Origin of the sequence: Candidatus Poriferisocius sp. (assembly GCF_965202595.1) — a bacterium.
Taxonomy (GTDB): Bacteria; Actinomycetota; Acidimicrobiia; order Acidimicrobiales; family Bin134; genus Poriferisocius.
Genome location: NZ_OZ241836.1, coordinates 2414088 through 2429916, shown reverse-complemented (window position 1 = coordinate 2429916; position 15829 = coordinate 2414088). Strand labels below are relative to the sequence as shown.

Sequence of the window (15829 nt, the reverse complement as noted above, 5' to 3'; positions counted from 1 at the left end):
CATGGATGTCAAGCGGGAGTGGTTGGAGACCGACTACTACAAGGTGCTCGGTGTATCTCCGTCCGCATCCGACAAGGAGATAACCAAGGCCTACCGCCAGTTGGCCCGCAAGTTCCACCCCGATGCCAATCCCGGTGACACGGGAGCCGAGGAGAAATTCAAGGAGGTGTCGGCGGCCTACGACGTTCTCGGCAATGGCGAGCGTCGGGCCCAGTACGACCAGGTGCGCCACATGGGGCCGATGAACTTTCAAGCCGGGCCGGGCGGGTTCACCATGGAGGGGGACCTGGCTGACATCTTTTCGGCGTTAGTGGGCGGTGGCCGCTTCGACCAGGGCGGTCCCCCGTTCAGCGGCCATACTCGGCCCATGCGGGGGCACGATATCCAAGCCCATCTGGTTTTGGATTTTGCCGATGCCGTGCAGGGTTTGACCACCGATGTGGTGCTGAGCGGGGTTACCGGCCCAGCCAGTCGCTCTATCTCGGTGCGGATCCCCGCCGGTGTCGACAACGGCCAGAAGATCAAACTGGCCGGTAAGGGGGAGCCGGGGGTCAACGGTGGTCCCCCCGGCGATCTTTATGTGGCCGTCAAGGTCAACCCCCACCCGGTGTTCGGTCGCCAGGGCAAGAACCTAACCGTCACCACTCCGGTGACGTTTACCCAGGCTGCGCTGGGGGCGAATATATCGGTGCCCACGTTCGAGGGTGATCCGGTGCGGCTGCGCCTGCCCCCCGGTAGCCAGCCCGGTCGGGTTCTGCGGGTGCGGGGTCGGGGGGTAAAAACCGGCAAGGGAACCGGCGATCTGCTGGTGACGGTGGTTCTGGAGGTGCCCAGTGAGCTGAACGACGAGCAACGCCAGGCCCTGGAGGCGTTCGATAAAACGATGGGGAAGCAGTCATGATTGATCCTCGCGGCCGGGATCGTGCGGTTTATGTCGTCGTTTTCGATAAAACGATGGGGAAGCAGTCATGATTGATCCTCGCGGCCGGGATCGTGCGGTTTATATCATCTCGGTGGCTTCTGAGCTGTCGGGCATTCATCCCCAAACCTTGCGGATCTACGATCGCCGGGGTTTGGTTCAGCCGGCTCGCACCGGTGGGGGGAGCCGGCGCTACAGCGACGCGGACATCGAGAAGCTGCGCCGGGTGTACGAGCTGACCAGCGAGGGTATGAACCTGGATGGTGTGGAGCAGGTACTGGCCCTCGAAGCCGAGGTTGCCCAGCTCAAGGCCCAAGTTGAGCGCCTCACCCGGGAATTGGAGTCCCGGCGGGCCGAGATAGTGCTGTATCGCAGGGGTTGAGTCGAAAAGTCCCGGCATCCCCAGGCGGTTGGGTCTGGGCCCTGTTGAGTCGAAAAGTCCGGGCCGGGGGCGGTAAGGTTGGGTCCAGCCCCCATCGCAATGTCCTATCCGTGCCTGTAACCACCACCCTTGTTCCCGACCTCCTGGTGGCCTACCGAGCTGTTCGGTCGTACACCGATGCGCTGGCCGCTCCGTTGAGCAGCGAAGACCAGTGCATCCAGTCGATGCCCGACGTGAGCCCCACCAAGTGGCATCGGGCCCATGTCACCTGGTTCTTCGAGACCTTCCTGCTCAAACCCCATCTGGATGGTTATGTCGATTTCGACCCGGCCTTCGGCTACCTGTTCAACTCCTACTACGAGACAGTGGGCCGGCGGCATCCCCGACCCGAACGCGGCAACCTCTCCCGGCCGTCGTGCGCGGAGGTGGACTCCTACCGGGCCTACGTGGATCTGGCCATGGCCGAGCTGCTGGCCCGGTCGCTGGATGGCCCCGCCGCCGATCTGGTGACCTTGGGTCTGCACCATGAGCAGCAGCACCAGGAATTGCTGCTCATGGACATCAAGCATGTCCTGTCCACCAACCGGGCGCTGTGGCCCGCCTACCAGGAGCTACCGGAGTCGCCCCCAGTCTCGGCGGTCTCGGCAGTCTCGGCGGCCCCCGGTCGATCGGCTGGGGGTTGGACCCGCTTTGCCGGCGGCGAGATCGGGGTGGGCCATGACGGCGACGGTTTTGCCTTCGACAACGAGAGCCCCCGCCACCGCACCATCCTGCCTTCCTACCTTCTGGCCGACCGGCTGGTGACCTGCGGCCAGTGGTTGGAGTTCATGGCCGCCGGTGGTTACGAAACCCCCACTTTGTGGTTGTCGGACGGCTGGCACCAGCGGCTGGAGCATCGCTGGGAAGCGCCCTCCTACTGGGACTTCCATCCTGATGAGGGCTGGCGGGTGTTCACCCTGCACGGGTTGCAGCCGCTGTCGTTGGACGAGCCGGTTTGCCACCTGTCCTACTACGAGGCCGATGCCTTCGCCCGCTGGGCCGGTGCCCGGCTCCCCACCGAGGCCGAGTGGGAGCACGCCGCGGCCGGGCAGGAGCCGAGAGGCAATCTGGGTGACCGGGGCCGGTGGCACCCTGTTCGGGCCCAGCCAGGTTCGGGCCTGGACCAGCTTTACGGGGATGTGTGGGAGTGGACTTCCAGCCCCTATGGCCCCTATCCCGGATTCCGGACCGCTCCCGGTGCGGTGGGGGAGTACAACGGCAAGTTCATGGTCAATCAGTTCGTGCTCCGGGGTGGGGCCTGCGTCACCCCGCCAGGGCATATTCGGCCCACTTACCGCAATTTCTTCCACCCTCACACCCGCTGGCACTTCTCGGGGTTGCGCCTGGCTCGGGATGCTGCGTGATCGAACCGGTAATCGACGTTCGTGCTGGGGATGCTGCGTGATCGAACCGGTAATCGACGTTCGTGCTGGGGATGCTGCGTGATCGAACCGCTAATCGACATCCATCTGGATCGCGCCTGGATTGACCGGGCGCTGAGGGATGATGTGGCCGAGGGGCTAACCTCAAGGCCCAAGGAGTTGCCCCCCAAGTGGTTCTACGACGACCGGGGCAGCGAGCTGTTCGACCGGATTACCCGGCTGCCCGACTACTACCCGACCCGGCGGGAGCGGGAAATCCTCGAGCGCGAGGTGCACGCCATTGCCGAACGGTCGGGGGCCGATACCGTGGTGGAGCTGGGTTCGGGTACGTCGGAGAAGACCCGGATCGTGCTGGATGCCCTGGCCGCCACCGGCCGGCTGCGCCGCTACGTGCCGTTCGACAGCAGCGAGGCCACGCTGCGCAACGCATCCGCTGGTCTGGCAGCGGCCTACGAGGGGCTGGAAGTTCATGGGGTGGTTGGCGACTTTGAACACCATCTGGCCCACATCCCTCAAGGTGGGTGCCGTTTGATCATGCTTCTGGGGGGCACAATCGGCAATTTCACCCCGCCCGCCCGGAAAGACTTCCTGGCCACCGTGGCGGCGACCATGATCCCGGGGGACACCTTCCTTCTGGGTTTCGACCTGGTGAAGGACCACGACCGGCTGATCGCGGCCTACGACGATCCCGAGGGGGTGACCGCGGCGTTCAACCGCAACGTGCTGGCGGTGATCAACCGCCGGCTGGATGCCGACTTCGACCTCGGGCAGTTCGAGCACGAGGCTCGTTTCGATCCCGACGAACTGTGGGTCGAAATGTGGCTGCGGTCCCGCCGCCCCCAGCGGGTGACCATCAAGGGGTTGGGCATGACCGTGGACTTCGCCCAGGGTGAGCGTATGCGGACCGAGATCAGCGCCAAGTTCCGCCCCGAGGCCATCGGCCCGGAGTTGGCCGGTGTGGGTTTGGTCATGGAGCACCTGTGGACCGATTCCCGGGGTGACTACGCCCTGACCCTTTCCCGGATGGTGGAGTATGGTGCCAGTAGTGTCGGTTCGTGAGCCACGCTGACGGGGTAGCGTTTTGCCAGCAACGGTGGTCGTAGGGACGCAATGGGGTGATGAGGGGAAGGGCAAGTTCACCGACCTCCTGGCCCGCGAAATGGACATGGTGGTGCGCTACCAGGGAGGGCACAACGCGGGCCACACCCTGGTGGTGGACGGGCTGACCTTCAAGCTCCAACTGGTTCCCAGCGGCGTGCTCTATTCCCATGTCACCCCGATCATCGGTAATGGGGTCGTGGTCGATCCGGTGGTGCTCATCGCCGAGATGGACGGCCTGGCCGCCTCGGGAGTCAACTGCGATCGACTGCGGGTGAGTGGGAACGCCCACCTCATCCTCCCCTATCACCAGACGCTGGACGTGGTGGCCGAGCGGCACCTGGGGCGCAACAAGCTGGGCACCACCAAGCGGGGTATCGGTCCGGCCTACGCCGACAAGGCCAGCCGGGTCGGGTTGCGGCTCCAGGATCTGCTCGACCCCAAGATCTTCCGGGAGAAGCTCGGCGTGGTCCTGCACGAGAAGAACCCGCTGCTGGCCAAGGTGTACAACCGGTTGCCGTTCGATCTTGACACGGTGGCCGATCACTACCTGAATGTGTGCGGCCCCCGGCTGGCACCGCACATCGCCGACACGGTGGGGCTGCTCCACGATGGATTGGAAGCAGGCCAAAACGTGCTGCTCGAGGGGGCCCAGGCCACTTTTCTGGATCTCGACCACGGCACCTACCCGTTCGTCACCTCCTCCAACCCGGTGGCCGGGGGGGCCTGCGTCGGTGCGGGTATCGGCCCCCGGCACATCAACCGGGTCATCGGCGTGACCAAGGCCTACGTGACCCGGGTGGGTTCGGGACCCTTTCCCTGCGAACTGACCGGCGAGATCGGTGACCATCTGGTGGAGGTGGGCCACGAGTACGGCACCAACACCAAGCGCCGCCGCCGGTGCGGGTGGCTGGACATGGTGATGCTGCGCCACGCGGTGCGGGTGAACTCACTGTCGGATCTGGCCATAACCAAGCTGGACGTGCTGGACGCTCTGGATCCGATCAAGGTGTGCGTGGCTTACGAAGTGGACGGCGAGCGTCATCACTCGCTGCCCTACCACCAGTCGGAACTCCATCGGGCGGTACCGGTTTATGAGGAGCTGCCCGGCTGGCGCACCAGCCTGACCGGGGTCAGCGATCGCTCCGAGCTGCCACCAGCGGCCGATGACTACCTGCGCTTTATCGAGGAACAAGCCGGAGTGCCCGCCTCCCTGGTGGGTGTGGGCCCCGGCCGGGATCAGTTCCTCCCCTACAGCTCGGTTTCTTGAGCGGTTGGTTGGGCCGGGTCGGGGTTGGTGCGTTGAGCGGTTGGTTGGGCCGGGTCGGGGTTGTGTGCGGGGGGCAGTGGGGGTTGGTGCGTTGAGCGGTTGGTTGGGCCGGGTCGGGGTTGTGTGCGGGGGGCAGTGGGGGTTGGTCCTGTGAAGGTTTGTGTGGTTGGAGGGGGCGGCCGGGAGCATGCGCTGGCTCATGTGCTCGGCCGGTCGTGCGATGTGGTGGTCACCCCCGGTAATCCTGGTATCGCGGGTTCCACCCCGGCACCACCCAACGAGATCGAAGCCGACCTCTACGTGATCGGGCCCGAGGCCCCCCTGGTGCACGGTCTGGCCGATGAGTTGCGGGCATCGGGTTGTCCGGTGTTCGGCCCCGGTGCCGACGGGGCCCGCCTGGAGGGGTCCAAGGCGTGGATGAAGGAGCTGCTGGTGGCCGCCGGGGTGCCCACCGCCGGTCACGGTTCGTTCACCGAGCCGGGTGAGGCCATCCGGTTTCTCGACGGTATGGGGGATCTGTTCGTGATCAAGACCGACGGTCTGGCCGCGGGTAAGGGGGTGCTGGTGACCGAGGATCGGGGGGAGGCGGTTGATGCCGTGCGGTCCTACCTGTCGGGGCAGGCCTTTGGGGATGCCGGCCGGCGGGTGGTGATCGAGGAGGGGCTCACCGGTCCCGAGTTGTCGGTGCTGGCGGTGTGCGATGGTCGCCACGCTGTTCCCCTGGCCCCGGCTCAGGATTTCAAGCGCATCGGCGAGGGTGATACCGGTCCCAACACCGGGGGCATGGGGGCGTACTCCCCAGTGCCGGTGGCCGGGGACGAGGTGGTGGCCGAGGTCATGGACCGCGCCGTGCTGCCCACGCTGGCCGAGCTTCGGCGGCGGGGTATCGACTACCGGGGTGTGCTGTATGCCGGTTTGATGCTCACCCCCCAGGGCATGAAGGTGCTGGAGTACAACGTCCGTTTCGGTGATCCCGAAGCTCAGGTGGTGCTGCCCCGGCTGCGGTCGGATCTGGCCGATCTGCTGGCCGGCGCGGCCGCCGGTGTGCTGGGGGAGCCCCCGGTTTACGGCGACGACGCCGCGGTCACCGTGGTCTGTGCCGCCGAGGGGTATCCCGCATCCCCCCGAACCGGAGACATCATCACCGGCATCGATGCTGCCGGCGCGGAGGAGGGCGTGACCGTGTTCTGCGCCGGGGTGTCTTCGATGCCCGGGGGTGGTGTTACCGGTGGTGCGCCCAGCGGGGCCGGTCAGAGTATGCTTAGTCAGAGCATGCTCACAGCCGGGGGTCGGGTGCTGACCGTAACCGGTCAAGGTCCCGACCTGGTTACCGCCAGAAATAGGGCCTATGCGGGCATCGCGCACATCCGCTGGCCGGGCCGCTACGTTCGCTTTGATATTGCCGCTGCTGCGGTGGATAGCCTCGCTTCGGGAGGGGTCGGATGAGCTTGAGAGTTGCCGTCATCATGGGGTCGCAAAGCGACGAAAGCACCATGGAGCCGGCCCGCGCCACGCTGGAGGAGTTCGGGGTGGAGTGCTACTGGGAGGTCATGTCGGCCCATCGGACCCCCGAGAAGGTCCGCCGGTTCGTGGCCGGGGCACGCGACGCCGGGTTTGGTGTGATCATCTGCGGGGCGGGCATGGCCGCCCACCTGGCCGGCGCGGCCGCGGCCCAGACCACCTTGCCTGTGATTGGCGTTCCCCTGGCCGGCGGGGCGCTGAACGGGGTTGATGCCCTGTACGCCACCGTGCAGATGCCCAAGGGAGTGCCCGTGGCCACCGTGGCCATCAACGGAGCCATGAATGCTGCTTTGCTGGCCATTCAGATCCTGGCGGTATCCGACCCCGAACTGGCCGATCGCCTGGCCGCCCGGCGCACCGAGACGGCCGGTGGCTGAAAAGGCGTTGCCGCTCACTCCGGGGGTGGCTGAAAACCACCATATTCCTGACGTTCTGGCTGATCGTTACGCTAGTGCGGCGATGGTGACCATCTGGTCGCCGAGGGGAAAGGTCATGGCCGAACGTCGCCTGTGGGTGACGGTTCTGGAGGCCCAGCAGGATCTCGGGGTCGGCGTGCCCGATGGGGTCGTCGAGGCTTACCGGGCGGTCATGGATGAGGTTGATCTGGACTCCATCCGGGAGCGGGAGCGGGTCACCCGCCATGATGTCAAGGCCCGCATTGAGGAGTTCTGCGCTCTGGCCGGTCATCAGCACATCCACAAGGGGATGACATCGCGCGACCTGACCGAGAACATCGAACAGCTCCAGATCCGGGATTCCCTGCAACTGGTGCGGGACAAGCTGGTGGCGGTGATTTGCGCCCTGGGCCGCCGAGCCGCCGAGCACGCCGAACTGGTGATGGTGGGTCGTTCCCACAACGTGCCCGCCCAAGCCACCACCCTGGGCAAGCGCTTTGCCAACTACGGCGAGGAGGCGCTGGTTGCCCTGGACCGCCTGGAGGATCTGCTGGGTCGGTACCGGCTGCGCGGTCTCAAGGGGCCGGTGGGAACCCAGCAGGACCAGTTGGACGTGCTCATGGGTATCCAGAAAGACCAGTTGGACATGCAGCCCGGAGAAATCAACAAGGTGGCCGGACTGGAACAAAGGGTGGCGGCCGGCCTCGGTTTCGAGGCAGTGATGGGAAGCGTGGGGCAGGTGTATCCCCGATCTCTGGACTATGACGTGGTTTCGGCGCTGGTGCAGGTTTCGTCGGCCCCCGCCAACCTGGCCCGAACCATCCGGCTCATGGCTGGCCACGGCCTGATTTCCGAGGGCTTCAGAGCCGGCCAGGTGGGCTCCTCAGCCATGCCCGGCAAGCGCAACGCCCGCACTTGCGAGCGCATCTGCGGTCTTTCCATCGTGGTGCAGGGGTACGCCGACATGGTTGCCTCCCTGGTGGGTGACCAATGGAACGAGGGTGATGTGAGCTGCTCGGTGGTGCGGCGAGTGGCCCTGCCCGGAGCTTTTCTGGCTCTCGACGGCCAACTCGAGGCGGCTCTGACCGTGCTGAACGAGCTGGAGGTGTTCGGTGATGAGATCGACGCCGAACTCACCATGTACATACCGGATTTGTTGGCCACCCCGTTGTTGATGGCCGCGGTCGGGGCCGGGGCGAACCGCGAGGAAGCCCATCGGGCGATCACGGAGCATCTTGTTGGGTACCGCTCGAAAATGAGTTCCCGCCCGCTGGGAGTGCGGGCGGCGGGCTCATCCGTTGACGTACCGGATCTGCTGGATTCTCTGGAGAGCGACCCGCGCCTTTGCTTGACCAGGGACCAGCTCGGCGACGTTGTCCACTACAAGCAGCGCCTGTGCGGGGCCGCGTCCACCCAAGCCCGGGAGTTTGCCAAGCAGGCTGAACTCCTGGCTGAGAAACATCCTGATACCGCCCATTACCAGCCGGAGTCGATCCTTTGAAATCTTTGAACATCAATCTCCCACCGGTTCATTCCGGCAAGGTCCGCGACATCTTCGATGCTGGTGACGGCCGGCTTTTGATGATCGCTTCCGATCGCATCTCGGCCTTCGATGTCGTCATGAACGAGCCCGTCCCCAGCAAGGGGCGGGTGTTGACCGCCATGTCGGCCTACTGGTTCGAGACCCTGGCCGATGTGCTCCCCAGCCACCTGATTTCCACCAATTGGGCCGATCTGCCCGAGGAGGCCCGGGTGGATGGGGTGGACGGCCGGGCCATGCTGTGCCACCGGGCCGACATGCTGCCCATTGAGTGCATCGTCCGGGGGTATCTCAGCGGCTCGGCCTGGCGGGAGTACAGGAGCCGGGGAACCATGCATGGTCAGCGCCTGCCGGCCGGGCTCCTGGAGTCCGCCAAGTTGCCCGAACCGGTGTTCACCCCCTCGACCAAGGCCGAGTCCGGTCATGATGAGAACATCTCCTACGACCGGGCGGTGGAGTTGGTGGGTCCCGACCTGGCCGAACAGGCCCGGAGCGCGTCGCTGGAGCTGTATCGCCGGGCGTCCGAGACCGCCGCGCAACGGGGCATAATAATTGCCGACACGAAGTTCGAGATGGGGTTGGTGAACGGAACTCTGGTGGTGGCCGATGAGGTTCTCACTCCCGACTCCTCCCGGTTCTGGCCCGTGGATGGTTGGAAGCCGGGAGCCACGCCCCCGTCATACGACAAGCAGCCCGTGCGCGATTACCTCAGCACGCTGGACTGGGACAAGCAGTACCCGCCACCGGCGCTGCCCGATGAGGTGGTGGCGGCCAGTTCGGCCCGCTATGTAAGCGCTTACGAGATCATCACCGGCCGGAGCTTCGCCAACTGGCCCGGGGGAAACGGGTTCTCGTGACTGGTATTTTCTGTGACTGGCCCGGGGGAAACGGGTTCTCGTGACTGGTATTTTCTGTGACTGGCCTGGGGGAAACGGGTTCTCGTGACCGGGATTTTCCATGTATCCGTTGAGGTTAGGCTTCGGGAAGGTGTGGCCGACCCCGAGGGGTTGACCATCGAGCGGGCATTACCGGCGCTGGGTTTTACCGCAGTGAGCGGCGTTCGGGTGGGCAAGTGTCTGAGGTTCACCCTGCACGCTGTCGATGAGGACGATGCCCGCCGGCAAGTCGAAGCAATGTGCGAGCGCTTCTTGATCAATCCGGTGATCGAGGATGCGGTAATCACTATCGGGGAAGCCTTGTGACGGCATTCGCCAACCACTATCGGGGAAGCATGGCACTCGTCTCAACGGCAGTGGGGGTGTGGTGGTGACCATCACGGTCGGTGTGGTGGTATTTCCCGGTTCCAACTGTGAACACGACGTGGTGGAGGCGGTTGATTCGATTGGGGGGTCCGGCAAGCTTCTCTGGCACAAGGACACGGATTTGGGAGATGCCGACGCAGTGGTGCTACCCGGGGGGTTCGCCCACGGCGACTATCTCCGTACCGGTGCAATGGCTCGGTTTTCCCCGATCATGAGGGCGGTGGAACGCTTTGCTCACGACGGTGGGCCGGTCGTGGGCATCTGTAATGGATTTCAGATACTCACCGAAGCTCGGTTGTTGCCGGGTGCCCTCTACAAGAACCGAGGACTCAAGTTCCTGTGCCAGAACGCAATGCTGCGAGTTGCTTCAACCGATTCGGTACTGACTCGGGCACTGAAGGAGGGCGACGAGTTGAACATCCCCATCAACCACTTCGAAGGTAACTACATCTGCTCCAAGGTAACCTTGGACGAGTTGCATGACAAGAACCGGATCGTGTTGACCTATAAGGACAACCCCAACGGGTCAACCGCCGATATCGCCGGGATTTGCAACGATCAAGGCAACGTGGTGGGTCTTATGCCCCACCCCGAGCGGGCCGCTCACCCGTTGTTGGGCAGCACCGACGGTGTTGCCCTACTGAAAGGGTTGCTCGGTGACGGTTAGTCGGATGAGCGAGTGCGGGGCACTCCCGCAGACTTCAGCACGCTGGCGGGAACCCCGATCTCACGCCATGCGGCGTAGGAAATCCCCTTGCGCTGGCTGTAGTCGGCAGCGATAGCGATGAAATCTCCCTCCGCGCTGCTGATGTCCATCGGGTCGGATTCCTTGGCCAACTCGGCCTCGATATCCATGAGCTCCTGGATGAGATGAACACGCTTGAGCGGCTTGGCCTGAGCGATCTCACCGGGGAGCTCGTCCCTGCGAGCCTCCATCTTCTCGGTGGACCGTTGCCTGCCCCGCTTGGGCTTGGTCGAATCCAGGGCATTCAAGTAACGGCTGACCTGGCGGCCCTGCGCTTGCCCGATCGCTCGAGCGCTTTTTACTTCCTCAGAAACCATTATGCCTCCTGGTTTGGGTTGCAGTAGTGATTGCACTGCTGTACGTCCGAATATACAACTATGTTTTGCGTCCCATTTCAAGTTTTTCGGCAAACTATCCAATTCATGAGGATTTAGTGCCTCCGACCTTGTCAGGAGATTCGAGATGAACGAGCCGCTGCACCGGTCACTGGGGTTGACCGATGAAGAGGCCGATGCCATTGGGAACATTCTGAAACGTCCTCCGAACCCTCTCGAATTGGCGATGTACGCGGTGATGTGGTCGGAGCACTGCTCGTACAAATCCTCCCGACTCCATCTGCGCCGGTTGCCCTCCGAGGCACCCTGGGTACTGGTTGGTCCCGGTGAGAACGCCGGGGTGGTGGATGTTGGCGATGGCATTGCTGCTGCCATCCGGATTGAGAGCCATAATCATCCGTCGGCTATCGAGCCCTACCAGGGGGCAGCTACCGGGGTTGGCGGTATTCTGCGGGATATCTTCACCATGGGGGCTCGCCCGGTGGCGGTTATGGACTCGCTCAGATTCGGGTGTCCCGATGACCCCCGCAGCCGTTGGATTGCCGAGGGAGTGGTGTCGGGTATCTCGGGGTACGGCAACGCGGTGGGGGTGCCGACTGTGGGTGGTGAAACCGTTTTTGACGATACCTATGCCGGCAACCCGTTGGTGAATGTCCTGTGTCTGGGGTTGATGCCTGCCGATCGGTTAGTGCTTGGCCGGGCCAGCGGTGAGGGAAATCTTGCGGTGCTTCTGGGCGCAGCAACCGGGCGTGACGGTATTGGTGGGGTGAGCGTGCTGGCCTCCGCTTCCTTCGGCGACGAGCAGCAGCAGGCCACCAAGCGCCCCAGCGTGCAGGTGGGGGATCCGTTCGAGGAGAAACGTCTCATCGAGGCTTGCCTGGCCCTGCTGGATGCCGGGTTGGTGGTGGGTATCCAGGATCTCGGGGGGGCGGGACTCACCTGCGCCACCAGCGAGACCGCGTCCCGGGGCCAGGTGGGTATGGACGTGGATGTGGCGGCGGTGCCCAAAAGGGAGCCGGGCATGGAACCCTTCGAGGTGCTTACCAGCGAGTCGCAGGAGCGGATGCTGGCCATAGTGGCTCCCGACGACCTGGGTGAGGTTCTGGCCATTTGCGACCGCTGGGACGTTCGGGCCGCGGTGGTTGGGCGGGTCACCGCGGGCGGGCAGCTCCGGGTCAGGGATGGAATCGATGGTCCGGTGCTGGGGGAGCTGCCGGCGGCTTCCCTGCACGAGGAGGCCCCGCTGCTGGACCGGCCTCGCCGCCCCCCAACCGATTGGCAAAAGGCTCGGGCCGATGGAGCCGAGCGGTTGCCCCCGCCCGCTGACCTGGCCGCCGACCTGCTGGATCTTTTGGACGACCCTTCGTGGGTCTACCGCCAGTACGACCACATGCTGTTCTGCAACACGGTGGTCGGCCCCGGTGGGGATGCCACCGTTCTGCGGCTCAAGCACCCCACCACCGGTGCCGATACCGGAAGGGGGCTGGCCCTCACCGTCGATGGCAACCACCGTTGGTGCGCGGTTGACCCCCGGGCCGGCACGGCCATGACCGTGGCCGAGTCGGTGCTCAACCTGGCTTGCGTGGGAGCTCGCCCGCTGGCTCTGGTCAACTGCTTGAACTTCGGCAACCCCGAGCATCCCGAGGTCATGTGGCAGCTCTCCGAGGCGGTGGACGGCATGGCCGAGGCCTGCGGGGCCTTCGACATCCCGGTGGTGGGCGGTAACGTCAGCCTTTACAACGAATTCCATGACCACAACATCGATCCCACTCCGGTGATCGGCCTCCTGGGGATCATCGACAGCCTGACCCGCATACCTCCCGGCCTGGCCTGGCGGGAAGGCGAGCGGGTGGTGGTCCTGGGCACCGGCGAGCCCGGTTTGTCGGGATCTTTGTGGGCCGCGACCACCGCGGGCCACAAGCGGGGGATCCTGCCTCCGGTGGACTACGACCAGCACCGGCGAGTGGCCGAGCTGGTCAGGCACCTGGTGGCCGGCGACCGGCTGTCGGCGGTCCACGACGTGTCCGGCGGGGGATTGGGGGTGGCCCTGGCCGAGATGGCCGCCGCTTCCGGGGTGGGTTTTCGGGGGGCTCGCATTCACAACCACGCCGAGCTGTTCAGCGAAGCCTCCTCCCGGGTGGTGGCCGCGGTGGATCCTGAATTGCTGCCCGAGGTCGAGGAGATGGCCGGAGCGGCCGGGGTGACCGTCACTCGCATGGGCCTGGCCACCGGTGACCGTTTCTCAATCAAGGGTCTGGTCGATATGGGAATTGCCGAGTTGACTTCCCGCCGGCAATCGGCCATGACAAACTAGGGCAGTGGCTCTTCCCGTGGATGAGCCCCCCCGGGGGGTGCCAGGAGTAGAGCCGGTCACTCCCTGTACGAGTGACTCTCCCCGGGAAGCCTGCGGGGTGGTGGGAATCTACGCCCCGAGCGATTCTGTTGCTCATCTGAGCTACCTGGCTCTCCACGCGTTGCAGCACCGGGGCCAGGAATCGGCAGGGATCGCGGTGAGCAACGGCGATGACATCACCGTGGTGAAGGACATGGGCCTGGTGGCCTCGGTATTCGACGAGCGCACGCTGGCCACCCTGGGGGGCGTTTTGGGTATCGGCCACACCCGCTACTCCACGACCGGCACCAGTTCGTGGGAGAACGCCCAACCGGTGTATCGCAGCACGGCCAACCACCAGTTCGTGCTGGGCCACAACGGCAACCTTGTCAACACGGGGTCGTTGGCCACCGAGACGTCGATCCTGCCCGGCATGGTGGGCTCCGACAGCAACTTGATTGCCGAGCTGCTTCAAATGGAGATATCGGCGATGGCTCCGTCCGATCAGGTCCGGGGCCGGGTTCTGGAGCGGGCCCTGGAGCGGGTATTGCCCCGGCTCATAGGGGCTTTCTCGCTGGTGCTCGCCGATGAGGAGCGGGTGATCGGGGTGCGGGATCCCAACGGCTTTCGCCCCCTGTGCCTGGGTCGGCTCGACCGGGGATGGGTTCTGGCCTCGGAGACACCGGCGCTGGACATCGTGGGTGCGCATTTCGTGCGGGAGCTGTCCCCGGGAGAGATGGTGGTGATCGACGGCGATGGGGTCCGGTCGAACCACCCGTTTCCCACCGATCGGGTGGATCCCCGCCTGTGCATATTCGAGTTCGTCTACTTCTCCCGGCCCGATTCGGTGATCTACGGCCAGAGCGTGCACCACGCCCGGGTGCGCATGGGGGAGCTGCTGGCCCGTCAGGCCCCGGTGGATGCCGACCTGGTGATGGGGGTGCCCGAATCGGGCTTGCCCGCGGCCGAGGGGTTCTCCCGGGCCAGCGGCATTCCCTACGGTCAGGGTCTGGTCAAGAACCGCTATATCGGCAGGACGTTCATTGCCCCCAGCCAGCAGATGCGGTCGTTGGGGGTACGCATGAAGCTCAACCCCCTGCGGGACAACATCAAGGGCAACCGGTTGGTGGTGGTGGACGACTCCATCGTTCGGGGAACCACCACCCGAGCCCTGGTGGCAATGCTCAGGGAGGCGGGGGCCGCCGAGGTTCACCTGCGCATAACCTCTCCCCCCTACCGCTGGCCCTGCCTTTTCGGCATGGACACCGGCGACCGGTCCGAGCTGCTGGCCGCCCGCCTCTCCGTGGCCGAGATGGTGGATTACGTGGGTGCGGATACGCTGGTCTTCATCGAGATGGAGGAGCTGACCGCGGCAACCGGGGCGGTGGGTGCCGGTTTCTGCAATGCCTGCCTCACCGGGGACTATCCGGTGGATGTGAGGCCCATGAACGGTAGTCGTGGTTGAGGTCCGGTTGGGGGCAGTCGCCGGTGGTTGAGACCTACGCCTCCTCGGGGGTGAACATCGCCGCCGGTGAGGATGCGGTGCAGCGCATCAAGCAGAGGGTGCGCTCCACGTTTCGCCCCGAGGCGGTCGGCGACATCGGCGGGTTCGGGGGGCTGTTCGATTTCACCCACCACGGCTACAAGAAGCCGGTGCTGGTCTCCACCACCGACGGGGTGGGCACCAAGGCCTACGTGGCCTCGGCGGCCGGTCGGTTCAACACCATCGGCATCGACCTGGTGGCCATGTGCGTGGACGACCTGGTGTGCCAGGGGGCCGAGCCTCTCTTTCTCCTCGACTACATATCGGTCCGCAAGCTGGATCCCGAGCGGATCGAGCAGTTGGTCATAGGGGTGGTGGATGGGTGCCGGCAGGCGGGTTGCGCGCTCATCGGTGGGGAGATGGCCGAGCATCCCCCCGCCGGTCCCAACCAGGAGGGTGATCATCAAGGGGCTGGGGACCCAGGCACGGGGGAACCGGGGGATGAGTTCGAGCTGGTGGGGTTCGCAGTGGGAGTGGTGGAACGGTCCCGGCTGATAACCGGTACTCAGGTGCGCCCCGGTGACACGCTGATCGGTCTGCCGTCGCCCGGACTGCGGTGCAACGGCTATTCCCTGGCTCGCCGGCTCTACTTCGAGGTGGCAGGCAGGGGCTTGGACGACCCCGCCTGGGAGGGAAGCCCGCACTCGGTGGCCGATGAGCTGTTGCTGCCCTCGGTGATCTACGCCCCCGCGGTTGGGGCCATGCTGGCCAAGGTCGAGGCCCGGGCCATCGCCCATGTGACCGGAGGGGGCATCGTCGGCAACCTGGCCCGGGTGCTGCCGGGCAAGGTGGATGCCGTTGTCGACCGGAGTTGTTGGGAGCAGCCCCCGGTGTTCGCCGAGCTGAAGCACATCGGTGGGGTGGCCGATGAGGAGATGGCTCGGGTGTTCAACCTCGGGTTGGGAATGGTGGTGGTGGTGCGGGACCGCGATGCCACCAGAGCCATCGATCTGCTGCGAACCGGCGGTCACCGGGCCACGGTGGTGGGGGCCGTCGAGAAGGGCGAAGGCCGGGTCCGGCTCGTGGGGGAACCCGGCGGGCCTTGGTAGCCCCTTGATAGCCGGAC

Annotated in this window: 15 protein-coding genes; 14 read left to right on the top strand and 1 reads right to left on the bottom strand. The window is 65.2% G+C overall.

The window, feature by feature from the left end:
- Position 1: 1 nt before the first annotated feature.
- From ACOGXC_RS11000 to purQ, 11 genes are all read left to right on the top strand, one after another.
- Positions 2-901, top strand: a complete 900-nt coding sequence (locus tag ACOGXC_RS11000) for a DnaJ C-terminal domain-containing protein (RefSeq protein WP_419918236.1) — start codon at positions 2-4, stop codon at positions 899-901.
- Between the two features lie 67 nt (positions 902-968).
- Positions 969-1301 carry a heat shock protein transcriptional repressor HspR gene (locus tag ACOGXC_RS10995; RefSeq protein ID WP_419918235.1) on the top strand — a complete coding sequence of 111 codons (333 nt, stop codon included), beginning with the start codon at positions 969-971 and terminating at the stop codon, positions 1299-1301.
- Between the two features lie 110 nt (positions 1302-1411).
- Positions 1412-2704, top strand: coding sequence for an ergothioneine biosynthesis protein EgtB (gene egtB, locus ACOGXC_RS10990; RefSeq protein ID WP_419918234.1), 1293 nt, complete (start codon positions 1412-1414; stop codon positions 2702-2704).
- 30 nt (positions 2705-2734) lie between these two features.
- Complete coding sequence (gene egtD, locus ACOGXC_RS10985) at positions 2735-3781, top strand: L-histidine N(alpha)-methyltransferase (protein WP_419918233.1); 1047 nt, start codon at positions 2735-2737, stop codon at positions 3779-3781.
- Positions 3782-3803: 22 nt separating this feature from the next.
- Positions 3804-5090: an adenylosuccinate synthase gene (locus tag ACOGXC_RS10980; RefSeq protein WP_419918232.1), complete on the top strand. Its 1287-nt coding sequence runs from the start codon at positions 3804-3806 to the stop codon at positions 5088-5090.
- Between the two features lie 150 nt (positions 5091-5240).
- Positions 5241-6536, top strand: coding sequence for a phosphoribosylamine--glycine ligase (gene purD / locus ACOGXC_RS10975; protein WP_419918231.1), 1296 nt, complete (start codon positions 5241-5243; stop codon positions 6534-6536).
- Positions 6533-6988 carry a 5-(carboxyamino)imidazole ribonucleotide mutase gene (gene purE, locus ACOGXC_RS10970; RefSeq protein WP_419918230.1) on the top strand — a complete coding sequence of 152 codons (456 nt, stop codon included), beginning with the start codon at positions 6533-6535 and terminating at the stop codon, positions 6986-6988. Before purD ends, purE begins: the two co-directional genes overlap by 4 nt.
- A 25-nt stretch (positions 6989-7013) precedes the next feature.
- Complete coding sequence (gene purB / locus ACOGXC_RS10965) at positions 7014-8507, top strand: adenylosuccinate lyase (protein WP_419920065.1); 1494 nt, start codon at positions 7014-7016, stop codon at positions 8505-8507.
- Entirely contained in the window at positions 8504-9403 is a 900-nt protein-coding gene (locus ACOGXC_RS10960) for a phosphoribosylaminoimidazolesuccinocarboxamide synthase (RefSeq protein ID WP_419918229.1), read from the top strand. The genes purB and ACOGXC_RS10960 overlap by 4 nt, the downstream gene beginning before the upstream one ends.
- Positions 9404-9487: 84 nt before the next feature.
- The gene (gene purS / locus ACOGXC_RS10955; protein WP_419918228.1) at positions 9488-9748 is read left to right on the top strand and encodes a phosphoribosylformylglycinamidine synthase subunit PurS; all 261 of its coding nucleotides are present in this window, start codon (positions 9488-9490) and stop codon (positions 9746-9748) included.
- 64 nt (positions 9749-9812) lie between these two features.
- A complete protein-coding gene (gene purQ / locus ACOGXC_RS10950) occupies positions 9813-10475 on the top strand; it encodes a phosphoribosylformylglycinamidine synthase subunit PurQ (RefSeq protein WP_419918227.1) in 663 nt (220 codons plus the stop codon).
- Here purQ and ACOGXC_RS10945 read toward each other — a convergent pair.
- Complete coding sequence (locus ACOGXC_RS10945) at positions 10472-10870, bottom strand: hypothetical protein (protein ID WP_419918226.1); 399 nt, start codon at positions 10868-10870, stop codon at positions 10472-10474. The two genes, purQ and ACOGXC_RS10945, sit on opposite strands and share 4 nt — an antisense overlap.
- Before the next feature lie 145 nt (positions 10871-11015).
- Here ACOGXC_RS10945 and purL point away from each other — a divergent pair, with 145 nt between their 5' ends.
- Genes purL through purM form a run of 3 tightly spaced genes read left to right on the top strand, consistent with a single transcriptional unit; the run spans position 11016 to position 15812 of the window.
- Complete coding sequence (purL, locus tag ACOGXC_RS10940; protein ID WP_419918225.1) at positions 11016-13202, top strand: phosphoribosylformylglycinamidine synthase subunit PurL; 2187 nt, start codon at positions 11016-11018, stop codon at positions 13200-13202.
- A 4-nt stretch (positions 13203-13206) separates the two neighbouring features.
- On the top strand, positions 13207-14685 hold the full coding sequence (purF, locus tag ACOGXC_RS10935) for an amidophosphoribosyltransferase (protein ID WP_419918224.1): 1479 nt from the start codon (positions 13207-13209) through the stop codon (positions 14683-14685).
- A gap of 23 nt (positions 14686-14708) precedes the next feature.
- On the top strand, positions 14709-15812 hold the full coding sequence (gene purM / locus ACOGXC_RS10930) for a phosphoribosylformylglycinamidine cyclo-ligase (protein ID WP_419918223.1): 1104 nt from the start codon (positions 14709-14711) through the stop codon (positions 15810-15812).
- The last annotated feature ends 17 nt before the right edge of the window (positions 15813-15829 follow it).